This is a genomic window from Paraburkholderia sp. RL17-381-BIF-C (genome assembly GCF_046026435.1).
In the GTDB taxonomy this organism is placed as follows: Bacteria; Pseudomonadota; Gammaproteobacteria; order Burkholderiales; family Burkholderiaceae; genus Paraburkholderia.
Genome location: NZ_JARESX010000002.1, coordinates 290,408 through 309,390, shown reverse-complemented (window position 1 = coordinate 309,390; position 18,983 = coordinate 290,408). Strand labels below are relative to the sequence as shown.

Sequence of the window (18,983 nt, the reverse complement as noted above, 5' to 3'; positions counted from 1 at the left end):
AGGCAGGCCGTGCTACCTTGAGGTTTCAGTCTCGAAAAACAACAGTTACTGATATACTACATACGGAATATTGATTTTTGCGGCATTGCAGCATATGATTGAGTCATTCCTTCACTCAATCATTCGGAGTTACAAATGGAATTTGTTCCTCTTGCGCTGCTTGCCGTTTCTGTTGTGGGTTTGGGCGCTGCGGCCACTGTTCTGTTGACCCGCTGGGTTCCTCAACCGGTTGCGCAGCTTGCAGCGCAACATGGCCGCTTCGTGGGTTTGGGCGAGCAACGCGGCGCAGCAATGCCGGCGCCGTACCGTGCGCATGTTCAACAAGAGGCGATGAATGTCGTCAGAACTTCAAGCTGAAGCAGTGGCCACACCGCTCACGTTGTCATTGCAGCCGATCGGCGCGAGCGCGAGCTTGCGCGATCAGGCGTATGCCATGCTCCGCCAGGCGATTGCCGACGCGGACATCTATCAGAACCGCGAAGAAATCCGACTCGACGAGCGCGTGCTGAGCGAGTCGCTCGGCGTCAGCCGCACGCCGGTGCGCGAGGCCATGACGCTGCTCGAGCAGGAAGGGTTTTTGCGCATGGTGCCGCGCCGCGGCATTTATATCGTGCGCAAGAGCAAGCGTGAAATCGTCGAGATGATCCAGATGTGGGCGGCGCTCGAAAGCATGGCGGCGCGTCTTGCCACGCTGCACGCCACGGACGAGGAAATTGCACGGCTGCGCCACATGTTCGACAACTTCCGCGACGCGACGCCGGCCGAGCACATCGCTGAGTACTCGGATGCCAATATCGCGTTTCATCAGGCGATCGTCGAGTTGTCCAAGTCGCAGATCATTCTCGACACGATCAAGAACATCTTCATCCACGTGCGGGCGATCCGCCGCATGACCATTTCGCAGAGCGACCGTGCATCGCGTTCGATCGTCGATCATCTGCGCATCATCGAGGCGCTGGAGCAGCGGGATACCGAACTGGCCGAGCGCCTCACGCGGCAGCATTCGTTGGATCTCGCCGCATTTGTCGAGGCGAATTGCGATTTTCTGGACTAACGGCTGCTTGGGCGGCGTTTGATTGGCAGGCTGGATAGGGAGCCCGCGGTGCAAACACCGCGGGCTTTTTTGTTTCCCGCCAGACCGAAATGCCGTCAGGCCGTCGAGGTGCGGGATAAACCTCGCTTGACGGTCTTAAAAATATGGTATGTGATATATCAAACGAGCCGAACGGAGCGAGGACGTCGGTGTTTTCCCTCGACTTGGCGCCTGCAATTTTGCCGTTTCTCCGCGCAGCGCCAGTCTGAGTAAGCCTACAGAGGAGAAATCGCACCGAGGCAGCATCCCGAAATCAAGCTTGATTGAATCTGATATATCACATACCGTATGTGTCGAAGGCGACTAGGAGACGACTATGTCCGCAGCAGTTGTTTCACCCCTGATTTCAGCGACGCGCAGCGCAAAGGCCGAACAGGCGCTCAAACAGAAGGCGCGCCCAGCCGGCGAGGGCACGTTCGGCATGACCGCGTTCGATGTGGGACCCGCCCATTGCGACCCGCGCGACCATGCGCCGGATACCAAAAACCAAACCATGTGCAAATAAGACGCGCCCTTCAGGAGACAGGACATGAGCAAAGCACTCGACGGCGTGCGCATTCTCGACTTCACGCATGTGCAATCCGGACCGACCTGCACGCAGTTGCTCGCGTGGTTCGGTGCGGACGTGATCAAGGTGGAGCGGGCGGGCGCGGGCGACATCACGCGTGAGCAGTTGCGCGACATTCCGGACGTGGACAGCCTCTACTTCACGATGCTCAACCACAACAAGCGCTCGGTCACAATCGATACGAAGAACCCCGAAGGCAAGCAGGTGCTCGAAGCATTGATTCAGAAATGCGACGTACTGGTGGAAAACTTCGCGCCGGGCGCGCTCGATCGCATGGGTTTTACGTGGGAGCGGATTCAGGAATTGAATCCGCGCATGATCGTCGCTTCGGTGAAGGGCTTCGGCCCCGGGCCCTACGAAGACTGCAAGGTCTACGAGAATGTCGCGCAATGCGCGGGCGGCGCGGCGTCGACCACCGGCTTCGACGACGGTCCGCCGGTCGTGACGGGCGCGCAGATCGGCGACAGTGGCACCGGCTTGCATCTGGCGCTCGGCATCGTCACGGCGCTCTATCAGCGCACGCACACCGGACGCGGCCAGCGTGTCCTCGCCGCGATGCAGGACGGCGTGCTGAACCTGTGCCGCGTGAAGCTGCGCGACCAGCAGCGGCTCGAACGCACCGGCACGATGAAAGAGTACCCGCAATATCCGAATGGACAGTTCGGCGAAGCAGTGCCGCGCGCGGGCAACGCATCGGGCGGCGGTCAGCCAGGTTGGATCCTGAAGTGCAAAGGCTGGGAGACGGACCCCAACGCGTATATCTACTTCATCACGCAAGCGCCGGTATGGGCGAAGATCTGCAACGTGATCGGCAAGGAAGAGTGGGCGACGGATCCTGATTACGCGACGCCGGCCGCGCGCCTGCCGCACCTGAAGGACATCTTCGCGGAGATCGAGCGCTGGACCATGACCAAGACCAAGTTCGAGGCCATGCAGATTCTCAACAAGTACGACATTCCTTGCGGACCGATTCTGTCGATGAAGGAAATCGCCGAAGAGCCTTCGCTGCGCAAAACCGGCACGATCGTCGAAGTGGATCACCCGACTCGCGGCAAATATCTGACGGTTGGCAATCCTATCAAACTGTCCGACAGCCCGACCGAGGTGACGCGTTCTCCGCTGCTCGGCGAGCATACCGACGAGGTCATGGCCGAACTCGGCTATTCGCCCGAGCAGGTCAGCGCACTGCGCACTGCCGGCGCGATCTAGACGATTCAAGCTAACAGGGAGCAACGAATGGATACGTGGATGCGATTCATGTCGAGCGACGGCGGCGTCGTGTTCGGCCGTGTGGAGGGGGGCTATCTGCACGAGTATGAAAGTCTCGATCAGCCGGTGCCGACCGGCGCCGTGCTCTCGACGCGCGCGCTCGCCCCGATCGCGCCGTGCGCGCCGGGCAAGATCGTCGCGCTGTGGAACAACTATTACGCGCTGGCGGCGAAGCTCGACAAGCCCGTGCCCGCGCATCCGCTCTTCCTGCTGAAGCCGGCGGGTTCGGTAATCGGCGCGGGTGAGCCGATCCGCCGGCCGCTCAGCTACGCGGGCAAGGTCGTCTATGAGGGCGAGCTCGGCATTGTGATCGGACGGCGCTGCCGGGACGCAAGCGTCGAAGAGGCCGCTGAAGCGATCTTCGGCTACACGCTGGTGAACGACGTCACCGCTGCCGATCTGCTGAACGAGAATCCGCACTTTCCGCAATGGTGCCGTGCGAAGGGCTTCGATACGTTTTGCTGTATCGGGCCGGCGATCGTCTCCGGTTTCGACTGGCAGCGCGCACGTCTTGTCACGACACTCGACGGCGTGGAGCGGCAGAACTATCCGCTCGCCGACATGGTTTTCTCGCCGGCCGAGCAGGTGAGTCTGATCTCACAGGATCTCACGCTCGAACCGGGCGATGTGATTGCGTGCGGCACCTCGGTGGGCGTGGGGTCGATCAAGGACGGCGCGACGGTGTCGATCACGGTCGACGGGATCGGCACGCTGAGCAATACCTTGAGTGCCGCGCGCGCGGTTGCTGTGGCCGGCACGGAGCCAGTCGCGTCGAGCGCCGTCTGAACGGTTGGCTGACTTCGCGACGCATGGGCACGTGCCCATGCATTCCGACTCGGAGGAGCACGCATGCCGCTAGCGCATGACAGTACCGTGTGGTGTTCGCTGGCGGGTTTATTTGCTTCCGTGTTGGCCGTCGCGCTTGCCGCAGTCGGGCAACTGCAGTTCGAACGGCGAGCGAAGCGTCGGCCTGAGTGGCACTCGGGTGCTTTGGCCGCCGCACTCGCGGCGCTTCTCGCTGCTGGCATGGGCGCGAGCGACGGCACGATCGGCGCCGCGGTGGCGGGCGCGGTGCTCGGCGCGCGACTGGCGCACGGACGCAACTTGACGCGGCGGCCGCGTCTCGTCGCCCTGTTGGGCAGTGGCATGGGGCTCGCTGTCATGTCGGGTGGTTTTGCGCGTTATCTGTCGTCGGCGGCGCAGGCGAGCGTGGAGCGCGCTGGACTCTGTGTCGCCGTGTTCATCGGCGCGTTGATTTTTGCCACCTCGACGATTGCGTTCTGCAAACTGCGCGGTGTATTGGACTTCGCCGCGGTGGCGCGTCCTGGTCACGATGTCGTCAATCTGCTTGCGCTGCTGCTGTGCGCCTGGCTCGGCTACGGTTTCGTCACCGAACAGGCGCAGCCATTCGGACTGGCCGCGCTACTCGCGATGAGCGCGGTGGCTTGTGCAATGGGTGTGCATCTGATGACCAGCCGCGAGTATTCCAATGCGCGCGAGCAGGGCCACGATTCAGGCGCACTCGCGTTTGCCGCGCGTTGCCACAGTCATAGCGCGACCACGCACAAACGCGGGCTGCTGGAGCGAATCGAATGGCACGGCGGCGAAGAGCAGGCGTGGACGTTGCGCTATGTAACGCGAGCCGACCTGCGCACGGCAGCATATCCGCGCTGTCGAAGCGAACGGCATAGCGTGAATGGGGATGGGCGAAAGCACGCGTGCGCCCACCATCGTTCGACTTGCGCCACCACGAGGCGTGCCTTATGAACGCACGCACCTGTCTGGCGACAAGCGCGACGCGTAGCGGGATCGAGATCCCGCCGACGCTCTCAGTCGCCTGTCGCCGTGAACTCGCTGAAGTACTGCGACTTCTTGTGCAGAATCAGTTGAGCGAGGAAGTCGGTATCGTAGGCACGATGGAGATGGGCGTGAAACCGCTCGATGTAGGCGGTGATGCGGGCCGCTTCACTGTTGAATTCCTTGAGCACGTCGAGCGTGGCGCGATCCCAGCGAAAACGCAGGCCGAGATCGCTGAAAGCGGCGTTGTACGCGCTCAGGTGGGCATCGTCGGGATGGATCGAAGCGGCACGGTCAGGGTGCGCGCTGGTATGGGATTCAACCGAAGCGTGATTCATGATCGGCCTCCTGGGCTGACGAGTGAGGGAACTCGCTTGCAGCATAGAAGTCCTGATGAATTTTCAATAGTTAAAGTTTTATTGCTTCTCCATAGCCTACTGCTTATACACGCTCAATTCCCTGACGCGCGTGATCTTCTCGATCAGATTCGCGCCTTCTTCCATGAGGAAGCGCTTGAAGGCGACCGCTACCGGCGGCAGGCGCTTGTTCTTGCGGTGCACCACGTACCAGTTGAGCATGACCGGAAAGCTCTCGACATCGAGCACGACCAGATGACCGAGTTGCAGTTCGAGGCTGATCGTATGCGCGGACAGAAAGGCGATGCCCATGCCCGCGATCACAGCCTGCTTGATCGTCTCGGTGCTCTTGATCTCCATGGCGATCTTGAGGTTGGCAAGGCGCCCGGCGAAACCTTCTTCCATCGAATTCCATGTGTCCGAGCCGCGTTCCCGCACGATGAAGGCTTCATTCGCCAACTGGCCGATCTTGATGTTGCGCTTATGCGCGAGCGGATGCGTGGGCGCCGCCACGATCACGTACGGGTGCGGCGCGAACGGCTCGTTGGTCGCGTCGGTTTCGTGGGGCGGCCGCACCATCACCGCGAGATCGGTCTGGTTGGTAGCGAGCTGATGCAGCAGCTCCTCGCGGTTGTGCACGGCGAGATTGAGCACGACACCCGAATAGCGGCGCGTGAATTCGGCCAGCAGTCGCGGAAAGAAGTAGTCGCCCGCGCTGATCACCGCGACGTTCAGCTTGCCGCCGGAGACGCCCTTGAGCTGACTCATCGCCTCGTCGACTTCGTGGAATTGCTGGATGATCGCGCGGCTGTAGTGAAGCATTTCGGTGCCCGCCGGCGTCAGATAGATTTTTTTGCCGAGTTGTTCGAACAGCGGCAGCCCGGCATGTTCTTCGAGTTGCCGGACCTGAGTGGAGACGGCCGGCTGCGTGAGATGCAATTCCTCGGCGGCGCGCGAGAAGCTCAGGTGGCGCGCCACCGTTTCGAAGACCTTCAGTTGTCGCAGAGTCGCATTTCGCATCGTCATGGCCGATGTATAAGCAAACGTGAATCAACATAATAACAAACTTTAATTATTAGTAATTCAGCAATGACCCTAGCATGACTCTGTATAAGAAAGCGGAAATACCGCCAGAGCGGTGGTTGAAGTACTCGGGTTAACGCTTGGATTTCAGGCCTTATGGACCGGCGGCGACAGCCTCGTCGCAATGCGAAGTTTTAATTGATCGGAATAAAGTATTTTCAGAGTGCAATGAATTAAGCGGGTGGATTTTTAAAGCAACGGATTAAAGACGCAAATATCAGATATTCCCGGGAGCACGGCTTTTCGGGGCGCAACCATAAGGTGGGATGTATACAGTCCGGCGCGTCATCGAAGGGACTTCCATCGGGACGTTGGTCGGCTGCACTAAATAAATAGTGGAGACAAGGCTCATGGACGAATTCACTCAGCAGACCAAGGCCCGGGTGTTTTGGGCGAACCGTTGGTGGCAACTCGTCATCGGCATGGTGTGCATGGCACTGGTCGCCAATCTTCAATACGCCTGGACGTTGTTCGTCACCCCGATGAACGCGCGGCATCACTGGGGCGAAGCGTCGATTCAACTTGCGTTTGCAATCTTTATTCTGACTGAGACGTGGCTCGTGCCGCTCGAAGGCTGGCTGGTCGACCGGTTCGGGCCTCGGCCCGTGGTCGCGGGCGGAGCGATATGCGCGGGCATTGCATGGGTGATGAACTCGTATGCCACGACCTTGCCGATGCTGTATGTCTCCGCGGTCATCGCCGGGATCGGCGCGGGCGGCGTGTACGGCACATGCGTGGGCAATGCGTTGAAATGGTTTCCCGACCGGCGCGGTCTTGCCGCGGGTCTCACGGCAGCGGGCTTCGGCGCGGGCGCGGCGGTGACGGTGATTCCGATTGCCAACATGATCACGCGTTCGGGCTATGAGCACACGTTCTTCTTCTTCGGCATTCTGCAAGGCGGATGCATTCTGGCACTCGCACTCCTGTTGAAGAAACCGAACCTGCGCCAGCAACCCGCGCCGAAGAAAAAGTTCGCCGTCTCGAAGGTGGACTTCACGCCGGGTCAGATGATCAAAACGCCGGTGTTCTGGGTAATTTACGTCTCGTTCGTGGCGGTGGCCGCGGGCGGTCTGATGGCCACCGCGCAGATCGGTCCGATCGCGAAAGACTGGGGCCTCGCACGCATTCCGATGACGATCTTCGGTATGACCTTGCCGCTTCTGACCGCCACGCTTTCCATCGACAACGTCTGCAACGGTTTTACGCGTCCGTTGTGCGGCTTCATCTCCGACAAGCTCGGCCGTGAAAACACCATGTTCGTGATCTTTATCGGCGAGGGTTTGGCGTTGCTCGGCCTGATGCAGTACGGCACCAACCCGTATGCGTTCATGACGTTCGCCGCGTTGATCTTCCTCTTCTGGGGCGAAATCTTCTCGATCTTCCCGGCGATCTGTGCCGATACCTTCGGCAGCAAATATGCGGCGGCCAATGCGGGCACCCTGTACACCGCGAAGGGCACGGCTTCGCTGCTGGTGCCGATTGCTTCAGTGCTGTCGGCGACGGGCGGCTGGAGTCTCGTCTTCATCGTCTCCGCCGTCGTGACGATCGCCGCGGGCATCTCCGCGAAGTTCATACTCGCCCCCATGCGCTCACGCTGGATCGAAACGCACAATGAGCCTCAGGGTGTGCTGGCGGTTGCCGGCACGGGCAAGGCCTCGCGGCTGAGTCACTGGCCTGAGCAGACAGGAGAATAGGGTGAGCGGCCCGCGCCCGGCAGTGACGTCATGAATGTATCGTTGCAGCAACTCAAGGTGTTCGTCGCCGTTGCGCGTGAGCGGAGTTTCACGCGCGCGGCGCGTGAGTTCGAGTTGACGCAATCGGCGGTGAGCCGTTGTATCCGCGAACTCGAAGAAGCGGTCGAACTTAAACTATTCGACCGCACTACCCGCCAGGTCGAACTGACTCATGCGGGTGCGAGTCTCGAACAAAGGATTGGCCGGCTGCTCGATGAAATCGACCTGACGCTGCGTGAAGAGCGAGCCGCTTACGACGGGCATACCGGCGTGGTGGTACTGGCGAGCAATCCGGTGTTGTCGTCGAGCTGGGTGGCCCAAGGGCTCGCGCGATGCGCGGCGGCTTTTCCCGAGTTGATCGTCTCCGTCAGGGATCAGCCGCAAAGCGGTGTGCTCGCGAGCGTCGAGCAAGGCGAAGTGGACTTCGGCGTGGTCTCGCTCGCCGAGCCGCTCGCCGGCGATCTGTTGCACGCGCAAGTCGTCTTCACGACCCCGCTCCACGCGGTGATGCCGCCCGCGCATCCGCTTGCACGTCATGCCACCGTTGGGTGGAGCGCATTGCACGAATGGGCGCTCGTTACGCTGAATGCCGATACGGGTGTGCGCGCGGCGCTCGAACTCGCCTTCCATACGAACGGCGTGAAGCGCCGGCCGGTGCAGGAGTTCGGGCATGTCGCGGCAGTGTTGCGCATGGTCGAACTGGGGCTCGGCGTCGGCATATTACCCATCGACGCGCATTGGCCCGCAGTGGGCCCGTCACTCGTTAGCCGGCCGCTCGAGCCGGGGATGAGTCTGACGACGCTGCTCGTGCATCGCCGCAACCGTTCCCTGAGGCCCAACGCCGCGGCGGCGTGGGCACAGTTTTCCGCGCCAGCCGGCGCGCCTTCAGACGCCGCCGACGCTCAGCCATCCATTTCCGCAGTGCGAACGGGGATGACCGTTGCGCGCGACGGCGCCGTACTCCACGAGCCCTAGTCAGCCCTCATCCCAAACCGCTTCGCAAGCATTCAGCCCATGCAACATCTCAGCCAGCATCTCAAGCAAGGAGCTTCATGATGGAAACTGAAACCGACCTCAGGCGCCATGATCTGCTTATCGACGGCAAGCGCTTGCCGCCCGGCACCGGCGAATATTCCGTCGACATCAACCCCGCCACCGAAGAGCCGATCGCACTGGTTGCGCAAGGCAGTTCCGCCGACGTGGACACGGCAGTGCACGCGGCGCGTGCCGCATTGAAAGTTTGGAACGCGATACGAACCGCTGAGCGCGGCCGCATTCTGATGCGGTTCGCCGCGCTAATGCGCGCGAATCTCGAAGAACTGGCCGCGCTCGAGAGCCTCGACGCCGGCAAGCCGATCGCCGCGGTCATGCGCCAGGACATTCCGGCCGCGATCGATACGCTCGAATACTACGCAGGCTGGTGCGACAAGATCAACGGCCAGGTCGTGCCGGTGCGCCCCGATGCATTGACATACACCTTGCGTGAACCCGTCGGCGTGGTCGCCGCGATCGTGCCGTGGAATTTCCCGCTGATGATCGGCATGTGGAAGATCGCGCCGGCGCTCGCGTGTGGCTGTACGCTGATCGTCAAACCTGCTGAAATCACACCGCTGAGCGCATTGCGCATCGGCGAACTGGCACTCGAAGCGGGCGTGCCGCCGGGTGTGTTGAATATCGTCACGGGCAAGGGACGCGTGGTCGGCGATGCGCTGGTCGCGCATCCGGGCGTCGACAAGGTGACGTTCACGGGTTCGCCTTCCGTGGGGCGCGGCATTCTGCAAGGCGCGGCCGGCAACTTCAAGCGCGTCACGCTGGAACTCGGCGGTAAATCGGCCAACCTGATTTTCCCGGATGCCAATCTCGACAACGCGGTGCGCGCCGCGGCAGCGGGGATCTTCTTCAACACCGGTCAGGTGTGTTCGGCAGGCTCGCGCATTCTCGCCCATCGCGATGTGTACGACGAGGTGGTCGAGCGCCTCGCCGCTCGCGCGAAGTCGATCAAGGTCGGCGATCCGTCGGCGCGAGATACGTCCATGGGGCCGCTCATCTCCGCGGCGCAAATGAAGACGGTGTTGGGCTATGTCGAAACAGGGCGCTCTGAAGGCGCGTCGCTTGTGACCGGCGGCGCGCGAGTGGGCGAGCGCGGCTTCTTTGTCGAGCCGACTGTCTTCGCCAACGTCGAGCATGAGATGCGCATTTCGCAGGAGGAGATCTTCGGTCCCGTGGCGAGCGTAATTCGATTCAACGACGAAGCCGACGCGATACGGATCGCCAATGGCACGCTGTATAGCCTCGCCGCGGGCGTGTGGAGCGCGGATATCGGCCGCGTGCATCGGGTTGCGCGCGATCTGAAGGCGGGCACCGTGTGGATCAACACTTACGGCTACACCGACGTGCGCCTGCCGTGGGGAGGCTCCGGCGACTCCGGGTTCGGCCGCGAACACGGCGACGTCGCGATTGAAAACTTCACCGAGCCTAAAGCCGTGTGGCTCGCTATCGACCAGTAGCGACCAGTAGCGACCAGTGGTAACAAGTAGCCGCTAAAGGAAAGAGGATCGAACGCGCGTGGCGTTCGATCCTCTTTTGCTTGCAGTCGTTCAACGGCGAAATTGTGTTTCCAGGCCTCAGTCTCCCTGCAATGCCATCCGCTCGCGCAGTTTGATGAGCGCCAGTACGACATCGATAGTCGGCGTGGGCTCGGCGACGAGGCGGCCCATTTCCTGCACCACCGTCAACAGCGGATCGATCTCCATTGGACGACGATTCTCCAGGTCGACCAGCGTCGAGGTCTTATGCGCGCCGACCGCGCCCGCGCCGTCGATACGCTTTTCCACATCGACGCGAAAGTGCACGCCGAACTGATCCGCAATGCGCTTGGCTTCCAGCATCATCGTGCGCGATACCGCACGGGTGCCGGGGTCGCTGGTGAGCACGTCGAGCGTGGCGTGCGTCAATGCGCTGATCGGGTTGAAGCACAGGTTGCCCCATAGCTTGAGCCAGATTTCGTCGCGGATATTGTCGCGAATCGGCGCTTCGAAACCGGCCGCTTGCATGATCTCGTGCAATTGCTGAATGCGCGGCGTGCGTTCTCCGCTTGGCTCGCCAATCGGGAATTTCTTGCCGTACACATGCTTGATGACGCCGGGTTCGACGATTTCGGCGGCGGGATACAGCACGCAGCCGATCGCCCGTTCAGGGCCGAGCTTTGTCCATTGACCGCCGTCGGGGTCGACGCTCGCGAGCCGCGTGCCGGCGAATCGGCCGCCGTGTTGGTAGAAGTACCAATACGGTATGCCGTTGACGCCCGTGACGATCGCCGTGTGTTTGCCGAGCAGCGGCTGCATCGCATCGACCACGCCGGGCAGCGAATGCGCTTTCAGCGTAATGATCACGAAGTCCTGCACGCCGAGTTCGCGCGGATCGGACGTGCAGCGTACCGGCGCGCTGAACGTCTCGCCGTCCATGATCAGACGCGCTCCGTGTTCGCGCATGGCCGCGAGATGCGCGCCGCGCGCGACGAAACTCACATCCGCGCCGGCGCGTGCGAGCTGCACACCCATCAAGCCGCCAATCGCTCCTGCTCCGAAGATACAGATCTTCATGATGCCGCTCCTCTGACGATGAATAGTCTCCTGCCCGGTGCCGTCTCTCGCCGTACACGGTTTGCGGGTCACTGTTCGAGCATAAGGGGAGGAGACGATTGCAGATAGTTAAAGTTTCTCAACGAGTCCATTAGGGATAGGTTATGAACGACCAGAAGCCGGACTGTTTTGGAGAATTCAGAGTCGTTCCCAAAGATTGGATTTCCAAGCTGACGAATGCTGTGACGAGTTGGGAAATTTCCCATCTTTGGACGATCTTGATGGAGGCAGAATGCGATCTCTTTGAAAAGTGATGCATTCAGTCGGCATTGCAAATGAATTGTATTGAGGGCGATGCCATGAGGCCGAGGACTACTTTGGACTATTCCGTCACGTTCGCGCATGTGGCACCGGAGACCCGTCTGCATGGCGTGGAAGCTGGTGCCCGGCGCCGCGACCCTCACGCGTGTTAGGGCGAGGTCCATGCGAACGGCAATTCGTCAACCCTCCGGCCGGAATTTAGCGGACGTGGACAGCATGTTGGCGCGCCTGCTCGACGTGATGTTGATTGCGTTGGGCGCGTCGTTGGCCTCGCTCGCGTTCGTGCCTCGTCCGGGTCTGTCGATTTTCGAGGGTGCATTCGTCGCGTTCGATATGGCGTTTGCCATTGTGCTGTTGCCATGGTTCGGCGTGTACGACTCGTGGCGCGGGCGGTCGAAATGGCGTTTGAGTTTCAACATCGTATTCGGCTGGATCGCGGTGCAGATTTGCGGGCTTGCCATGTTGTTCCTGCTTCACCGTGCTTCGTCAGTGTCGCGGCTCTGGTGCGTGAGTTGGACCGCGATCACGGCGGTTGGGCTGGTCGTTTCGCGACTGCTGGTGCATGCGGTACTCGGCCGCATGAGGCGGGCGGGAGGCAACCTGCGCACGGTGGCGGTGGTGGGCGTCGGCGCGCATCGCGACCGTGTGATCGCCAATATCGTGCGCTCGCCGGAAGCGGGCTTCCGGATGGTTGCCACGTTCAACACGCGGCAGGGGAACGAATCTGATTTTCCGGGCTTGCCGTCGTTCGGGTGTCTGCCCGAATTCGCGGACTGGGTACGCTGTGAGCAGGTCGAAGAAGTGTGGCTCGCGCTATCCATGTCAGAGGAGGACACCGTGCTGCGGATCCTCGACGAGTTCAGCGGCGACCTGGTCAACGTGCGCTTCATTCCTGACGTACGCAGTCTTGCGATGTTCGATCGGAACGTGGTCGATCTGATTGGCACGCCGGCCATCAATCTGATGGCCTCGCCAATGACTCCGTACGCGTTGGTTCAGAAGGCGGTTTTCGACCGGCTGTTCGCGCTCACGGCGTTGCTCGCGTTGGCGCCGGTGATGGTGACGATTGCAGTGGCCGTCAAGGCGACGTCGGAGGGGCCGGTGTTGTTCACCCAGCGGCGCAAGGGCGCGGACGGACGTGTGTTCCGCATTTACAAGTTTCGCTCCATGCGCAAGCACGCGGCGCGCACGGGTGTCGTTCGTCAGGCTACGCGTGGCGATCCGCGTGTCACTCGCGTGGGTGCGTTCTTGCGTCGCACGAGTCTCGATGAATTGCCGCAGTTTCTGAATGTGCTGCGCGGGGAGATGTCGGTGGTGGGGCCGCGGCCCCACGCGATCGAACACGATGACGAGTATCGCGGCATCGTCGACGGTTATATCCATCGGTACCGGATCAAGCCGGGTATTACCGGGTGGGCTCAAGTCAATGGTTTTCGCGGAGAGACGGATCGGGTTGAAAAGATGCAGGCACGGGTGGAACACGATCTGTACTACTTGCGTAACTGGTCGTTTGGGTTGGATATGCGGATTGTGTTTGCGACGGTGGTGAAGGGGTTGCGGCATCGGAATGCGTATTGACGCGCGGCTTCATCGCGATCTGAAACCAGATTGATCATGAAGCCGTGCCGATTGTGGAAGACGGCGCATATCCCAGTGGAATATGAATGAAATCTGCCCAATAGCGGGCAGCGAGAACGCGGCTTCGGCGCGTTCTCTTGAATAGGTTGAACAAGATGTTAGCGGTATTTTCAACCCGGCCGGCGTTCAGGCTTGGGGTTTTGATGGCAGCGGTAATCCTGCTGACCGGTGGATGTGCAGTGGCGCCAGGTATGCGAATGGAAACGTCTCGCGTGCAGGACAAGTCGGGTGGGTCCAATACGTCGAGCGTGGTTGGAGAAGCCAGCGAAGGCGCGGCAAGCGAAAAGGCCGATGCAACGGCGGGCACACCGGACATCGCCATCAGGGAAGTCGACGCGGAGTTGATCTCGCAACTGGCTCAAAGCCGGAAACAGCAGCAGATCGAACTGTCGCAATTGCTCTCCGGAGCGCCGTTGGCATACACGGTCGGGCCGGGCGATGTGCTGCAAATTGTCGTCTGGGACCATCCGGAATTCGCGGCGGCACTTGGGTCGGCACAAACGCAATCTTCGTCGCGGCCGGGTGATCCGCTCGCTGGATTCGTCGTCGATCAGAACGGCGGCCTGACATTTCCGTACGCAGGCACCCTGCAAGTGGCCGGCCTGCGCACCGAAGAGATACAGCAACGGTTGAGCAGCGCGCTCGGCAAGTACCTGGTCAAACCGCAAGTGACCGTGCGGATGGCGTCGTATCGGGCGCACCAGGTGTACGTGGATGGAGAAGTGCGTAGCCCCGGCACATTGGCGGTCAACGACGTGCCCATGTCGCTTTACGAAGCAGTGGGCCGCGCAGGTGGATTTAGCGAAGCGGCCGACCAGAGCGACCTCGTTCTGGTTCGCGGCGAACGGTCTTATCGCGTGAACCTGACCCAGATGCTTGCACAGGGATTGAGCCCGTCGCGCCTCTATCTGAAACCAGGCGACCTGCTGCGCGTCGTGTCGCGTGACGAAAACGACGCGTATGTGATGGGCGAAGTGAACAAACCGGTCTCTGCGATTCCGCGCCGAACGGGGCACATGACGCTGGCCGACGCTCTTGCGCAGGCCGGCAGCGTGAATGCTTCGACCGCCGACGCTGCCCAGATGTTCGTGATCCGCGGTTCGCTGGCGGGCACGCCGCAAGTGTTTCACCTCGACGGCCATTCACCGGTCGCGATGCTGCTCGCCAAGGATTTCGAGCTGCAACCGAAGGACGTGGTGTATGTGGATGGTAGCGGTCTCGTTCGCTTCAATCGTGTGCTGAGTTTGTTGATGCCGTTGATCAGCACGGGCTTGACTGCGGGGGTGATTGCGAAATGACCCGGGTTTTGATGGTGTGTGAGGGGAATATCTGCAGGAGTCCGGTGGCGCGGGCGCTTCTCGAGCGGGCGCTGCCACTCGTTTCAGTGAGTTCGGCAGGTACGCGAGCGCTCGTTGGCCGGCATGCGGATCCGATGGCGATCCAGGTTGCGCGTGAGCATGGGATGGATATTAGTGGGCATGTGGCAACTGCATTGAATCACAAACATGTGCTCGGCGCCGAATTGATCCTGAGCATGACCCAGACGCAGCAGGCATTGATCGTCGCGACCTATCCGTTCGCACGAGGAAAAGTGTTTCGCATCGGGGCATACGACCGTGTCGACATCGTTGACCCGTATCAGCGGCACCGCGCCGCGTTTGAGCTGGCATTTGCACAAATCGAGCAGGGCGTTTCGAATTGGCGCGACGCTATTGCAAAGTTGACTGTCTGAATGATGAATATGCTTAAACAGAGTCGCTCGGCAGACATGTCTACTGCCGACAATATTGACCTGTCGGAAATCATCGCGGTTATTCGCGAGAGTCGGCTTTTGATCGTGCTTGTCACGGCTGGAATGTTGATTCTTGGCGTGGCGTACGCATTTCTCGGAACGCCGGTCTATAGAGCGGACGCCTTGATTCAGGTAGATGATGATTCCGGCACCGGGAATATCAATGACAAGCTGGGTGACCTGGCTGCACTCTTCCAGAATAAGGCTACGGCCGATGCGGAGATCGAACTCATCCGGTCCCGGATGGTGGTCAACGAGACGGTGAAGGGCTTGCATCTCGATGTTGATGTTAAGCCCCGCTATTTCCCGGTGATTGGAGAGCCTATTGCGAAACACGTGCCAGAGGACGGTTTGGCAGCTCCGGTAATGGGTCTAAGTGGCTTTGCTTGGGGCGGCGAAGAGCTGGACCTGAGTCAATTCGATGTGCCCCGCACACTATACGGCCGGCGTTTTACCGTTGTCGCAGAGGCGAATCAGAACTTTGAACTTCGCGATCCCGACGGTCGCTCGGTGCTTCACGGTCGAGTCAACAATCGCGCGCGCTGCATGACCCAGTATGGGCCAGTAGAACTGATGGTCGTCCGCATGGTCGCTCACGCCGGCACGGCGTTCGATCTCTCACGATCGTCCACCCAACTAATCATCGAAAATCTGCAAAAGTCTCTCGATATCAAGGAGAAGGTCAAACAGTCCGGCATCATTTCGGTCACCCTTGATGGGACGGATGCGGCTCGCACCGCTGCGACGGTCAACTCTGTGGCCCGCATCTATGTTCAGCGCAACGTGGCCCGCAAATCCGCACAAGCGGAGCAGATGCTCGAATTCCTCGGCCAGCAGCTTCCGGAACTGAGGCAGGACCTTGACACGGCCGAACAGCGCTATAACGCCTTCCGTGCTCAACATGGCACTGTCGATCTGGAGGCTGAAAGTAAGCTCTTGTTGCAGTCTATCGTCGACAACAAGGCGAAATTGCTTGATTTGCAACAGCAGCGCTCTCAGCTTCTTCAGCATTTCACAGTAGAGTACCCATCCGTTGTTGCGATTGATGCGCAAATAAGCGAGCTTCAAGCCCAACAGCGCACATTCGACCACAAAGTGGCGGCATTGCCTGATATTCAGCAGCAGGCGCTAAGGCTAATGCGCGACGTGCAGGTCAACACGGATTTGTACACGAAGTTGCTCGATAGCACCGAGCAATTGCGTGTATTGAAAGCGGGTCAATTGGGCAACGTGCGTACGGTGGACTATGCCGTTGTTGCAGAGAAGCCGGTCAAGCCCAAGAAATTACTGGTGATTGCTGCGTCCGTCCTATTCGGTCTCTTGTTGGGAGGCACGATCGCGTTCGTACGGCGCGCACTAAATCATGGTCTCGAGAGTCCGGCGGAAATTGAGCGCGCGGTGGACATACCCGTGTACGCAATCATTTCGCGCAGCACCCGGCAGGCGCAGTTGCAGTCACCACGTGGAGGTGGGTCTGGCCTCCGCGTGCTTGCGGTCGCCTTTCCGGAAGATATAGCTGTGGAGGGGATCCGCAGCCTGAGAACAGCCCTGCAGTTCGGAATCGTCAAACCGGACAACAACATTGTGATGCTGACGGGACCACGACCCGGCGTCGGCAAGTCGTTCCTTTCTGTGAATCTTGCGGCGGAGCTCGCCACCACGGGTAAGCGGGTACTGATTGTCGATGCCGACATGAGACGCGGAAATGTTCACTCCTATTTTGAACTGCCTCGCAAGCCCGGGCTTCGAGAAGTGATCGAAGGTATCGATCCGGAGGAGGCGATTCACCACGCAGTTCTGCCTGGCCTCGACGTACTCACGAGTGGGTCCGTTCCGTCGAGTCCGGCTGAGCTGTTGATGCGCGAGCGCTTTGGCAAGGTCATGGCAGCGTTCGGCAAGGAATACGACATAGTCATCGTCGACTCGCCGCCGGTTCTAGCCGTTACTGACCCGGTGCTGATCGGCAAGCACGCTGGAGCGACATTGCTCGTCATGCGATACGGCCGTCATTCAGCGGCGGAATTGAGTGAGACAACGCGCCAGTTGAACAGCGCCGGCGTGCCTGTCAACGGAATTCTCCTGACCGATGTGCCGCAGCGGATGAGTACTTACGGCGCATTCTCGGAGTACGAAAGCAGGGAGGGAAGTCGTGAATCCTGAAGATGCGATCTTGGGGCGGCCGTGCGCAGGCGATGTAATGCATCTCCGCGAGTCCGCTACCTTGAGTACATGGCCGGCAGTATGAACAAACGAATACTGCTCACCTTCGGGACGCGTCCTGAAGCCATCAAGCTGGCGTCGCTTGTCAAACGTCTAAAAGAGTCGGCCGGAATTGAATCGCAACTGTTAGACGAGGCTGACACGTACGGAGCAATGAGGCGGAGGGGCAGTCCATATGGCGACGGGACGGCCTGTGAACGCATTGTGGGGGCTGTGACAGCAAATCACACGCTGGCGACCTTCGCGGTTTAAGAATAACTGGAATCTCTTCAATAAAAGACAATGGAATTTCTGACCGTTTCGGTAGTTGGACTTGGCTATATCGGCTTGCCGACGGCCGCCGCCTTTGCGGCGCGCCGGAAGCATGTGATTGGTGTGGATGTGAATCAGTATGCCGTTGACACGATTAACAAGGGTGCAATTCACATCGTGGAGCCGGAGCTCGACATGCTCGTTCACGCGGCCGTGACGCAAGGCTATCTCCGCGCGACGACAGTGCCGGAGCCTGCGGACGCGTTTTTGATCGCGGTGCCAACGCCGTTTTCGGATGGCTTCAAGCCGGATCTGAGTTATATCGAGGCCGCGAGTCGAGCCGTTGCTCCAGTGCTAAAGCGGGGGGACCTGGTCGTTCTCGAATCAACCTCGCCGGTGGGCGCGACGGAGCAGATGGCGGCGTGGATGGCGGAGCTACGGCCTGATCTGACTTTCCCGCAGCAGATGGGAGAAAACTCTGATGTGCGTATTGCACATTGTCCCGAGCGCGTGCTGCCGGGACATGTGATTCGCGAGCTGGTCGAAAATGACCGTGTAATTGGCGGTATGACGCCTCGGTGTGGCGAACTGGCGCGCGACTTGTATCAGAGCTTCGTCCGCGGTGAATGCATTCTGACCGATGCCCGCACGGCCGAGATGTGCAAACTTACGGAGAATTCGTTCCGTGACGTGAACATTGCGTTCGCGAACGAACTGTCGTTGATTTGCGATGAGTTGGATATCAACGTGTGGGAGCTGATCCGTCTTGCTAACCGTCATCCACGCGTGAGCATCTTGCAGCCAGGTCCAGGTGTCGGCGGTCATTGCATCGCCGTGGACCCATGGTTCATCGTCGATTCCGCGCCTGAGTTGGCTCGGCTGATTCGGACTGCGAGAACGGTGAACGACGACAAGCCGCGTCATGTGGTCGAGCGGGTTGAACGTGCGGCGAAGCGTTTTAAGGATCCGGTAGTCGCGTGTCTCGGTCTCGCATTCAAGGCGAATATCGACGATCTGCGAGAGAGTCCGGCACTTGAGATTGTGCGCGAGCTGGCCGAGCGTTTTGCGGGGCAAGTGGTGGCAGTCGAACCGAATATCAGGAGGTTGCCGGAGACGCTTGAAGGCATGGTCAGGCTTCGTGAACTGAACGAGGCGCTTGCGGAGGCGGACGTCGTAGTGATTCTCGTCGACCATGCCCAGTTCAAGCGTGTCGATCCAGTGAGACTGCAGGCGAAAGTGGTGATCGACACGCGAGGGTTGCTGTCACATGGCTAGGCGAG

General features: G+C 60.3%; 18 protein-coding genes. 15 read left to right on the top strand and 3 right to left on the bottom strand.

The features are described 5' to 3' along the window. Window positions 1-135: 135 nt before the first annotated feature. From P0D70_RS02940 to P0D70_RS02915, 6 genes are all read left to right on the top strand, one after another. Complete coding sequence (locus tag P0D70_RS02940) at window positions 136-357, top strand: hypothetical protein (RefSeq protein WP_408182366.1); 222 nt, start codon at window positions 136-138, stop codon at window positions 355-357. Then, on the top strand, window positions 335-1,054 hold the full coding sequence (locus P0D70_RS02935) for a GntR family transcriptional regulator (protein WP_408182364.1): 720 nt from the start codon (window positions 335-337) through the stop codon (window positions 1,052-1,054). The genes P0D70_RS02940 and P0D70_RS02935 overlap by 23 nt, the downstream gene beginning before the upstream one ends. 355 nt (window positions 1,055-1,409) lie before the next feature. Next, window positions 1,410-1,598 (top strand): hypothetical protein, encoded by a 189-nt coding sequence (locus tag P0D70_RS02930; RefSeq protein WP_408182362.1) that lies wholly within the window; start codon window positions 1,410-1,412, stop codon window positions 1,596-1,598. Between the two features lie 24 nt (window positions 1,599-1,622). Further along, window positions 1,623-2,870 (top strand): formyl-CoA transferase, encoded by a 1,248-nt coding sequence (gene frc, locus P0D70_RS02925; RefSeq protein ID WP_408182360.1) that lies wholly within the window; start codon window positions 1,623-1,625, stop codon window positions 2,868-2,870. Between the two features lie 27 nt (window positions 2,871-2,897). Continuing rightward, a complete protein-coding gene (locus P0D70_RS02920) occupies window positions 2,898-3,716 on the top strand; it encodes a fumarylacetoacetate hydrolase family protein (RefSeq protein ID WP_408182358.1) in 819 nt (272 codons plus the stop codon). A gap of 63 nt (window positions 3,717-3,779) precedes the next feature. After that, the gene (locus tag P0D70_RS02915) at window positions 3,780-4,697 is read left to right on the top strand and encodes an NAD(P)(+) transhydrogenase (Re/Si-specific) subunit beta (RefSeq protein ID WP_408182356.1); all 918 of its coding nucleotides are present in this window, start codon (window positions 3,780-3,782) and stop codon (window positions 4,695-4,697) included. Between the two features lie 62 nt (window positions 4,698-4,759). Here P0D70_RS02915 and P0D70_RS02910 read toward each other — a convergent pair whose 3' ends face one another. Both P0D70_RS02910 and P0D70_RS02905 read right to left on the bottom strand, forming a co-directional pair. Continuing rightward, window positions 4,760-5,065 (bottom strand): hypothetical protein, encoded by a 306-nt coding sequence (locus P0D70_RS02910; protein ID WP_408182353.1) that lies wholly within the window; start codon window positions 5,063-5,065, stop codon window positions 4,760-4,762. Window positions 5,066-5,161: 96 nt separating this feature from the next. Continuing rightward, window positions 5,162-6,109, bottom strand: a complete 948-nt coding sequence (locus P0D70_RS02905; RefSeq protein ID WP_091802961.1) for a LysR family transcriptional regulator — start codon at window positions 6,107-6,109, stop codon at window positions 5,162-5,164. A gap of 407 nt (window positions 6,110-6,516) precedes the next feature. Between P0D70_RS02905 and oxlT the strand changes: the two genes are divergently transcribed. The 3 genes from oxlT (at window position 6,517) to P0D70_RS02890 (ending at window position 10,406) form a co-directional block, all read left to right on the top strand. Continuing rightward, the gene (gene oxlT, locus P0D70_RS02900; RefSeq protein ID WP_091802959.1) at window positions 6,517-7,860 is read left to right on the top strand and encodes an oxalate/formate MFS antiporter; all 1,344 of its coding nucleotides are present in this window, start codon (window positions 6,517-6,519) and stop codon (window positions 7,858-7,860) included. 30 nt (window positions 7,861-7,890) lie between these two features. Next, window positions 7,891-8,874, top strand: coding sequence for a LysR family transcriptional regulator (locus P0D70_RS02895; protein WP_408182350.1), 984 nt, complete (start codon window positions 7,891-7,893; stop codon window positions 8,872-8,874). Window positions 8,875-8,954: 80 nt separating this feature from the next. Beyond that, window positions 8,955-10,406 (top strand): aldehyde dehydrogenase family protein, encoded by a 1,452-nt coding sequence (locus tag P0D70_RS02890; RefSeq protein ID WP_408182395.1) that lies wholly within the window; start codon window positions 8,955-8,957, stop codon window positions 10,404-10,406. Between the two features lie 117 nt (window positions 10,407-10,523). Here the strand turns inward: P0D70_RS02890 and P0D70_RS02885 are convergent, their stop codons facing one another. Beyond that, window positions 10,524-11,501, bottom strand: coding sequence for a 2-dehydropantoate 2-reductase (locus P0D70_RS02885; RefSeq protein ID WP_408182348.1), 978 nt, complete (start codon window positions 11,499-11,501; stop codon window positions 10,524-10,526). 143 nt (window positions 11,502-11,644) lie between these two features. Between P0D70_RS02885 and P0D70_RS02880 the strand changes: the two genes are divergently transcribed. The 6 genes from P0D70_RS02880 to wecC all read left to right on the top strand — a co-directional run bounded on the left by P0D70_RS02880 (window position 11,645) and on the right by wecC (window position 18,978). Then, entirely contained in the window at window positions 11,645-11,794 is a 150-nt protein-coding gene (locus P0D70_RS02880; protein WP_408182346.1) for a hypothetical protein, read from the top strand. A gap of 169 nt (window positions 11,795-11,963) precedes the next feature. Further along, complete coding sequence (locus P0D70_RS02875; protein ID WP_408182344.1) at window positions 11,964-13,379, top strand: undecaprenyl-phosphate glucose phosphotransferase; 1,416 nt, start codon at window positions 11,964-11,966, stop codon at window positions 13,377-13,379. 155 nt (window positions 13,380-13,534) lie between these two features. Continuing rightward, window positions 13,535-14,737, top strand: coding sequence for a polysaccharide biosynthesis/export family protein (locus tag P0D70_RS02870; protein WP_459252442.1), 1,203 nt, complete (start codon window positions 13,535-13,537; stop codon window positions 14,735-14,737). Continuing rightward, a complete protein-coding gene (locus P0D70_RS02865) occupies window positions 14,734-15,171 on the top strand; it encodes a low molecular weight protein-tyrosine-phosphatase (protein ID WP_408182337.1) in 438 nt (145 codons plus the stop codon). The genes P0D70_RS02870 and P0D70_RS02865 overlap by 4 nt, the downstream gene beginning before the upstream one ends. Before the next feature lie 3 nt (window positions 15,172-15,174). Continuing rightward, window positions 15,175-17,391 carry a polysaccharide biosynthesis tyrosine autokinase gene (locus P0D70_RS02860; RefSeq protein WP_408182393.1) on the top strand — a complete coding sequence of 739 codons (2,217 nt, stop codon included), beginning with the start codon at window positions 15,175-15,177 and terminating at the stop codon, window positions 17,389-17,391. A gap of 342 nt (window positions 17,392-17,733) precedes the next feature. After that, entirely contained in the window at window positions 17,734-18,978 is a 1,245-nt protein-coding gene (gene wecC / locus P0D70_RS02855) for a UDP-N-acetyl-D-mannosamine dehydrogenase (RefSeq protein ID WP_408182335.1), read from the top strand. Window positions 18,979-18,983: the final 5 nt, after the last annotated feature.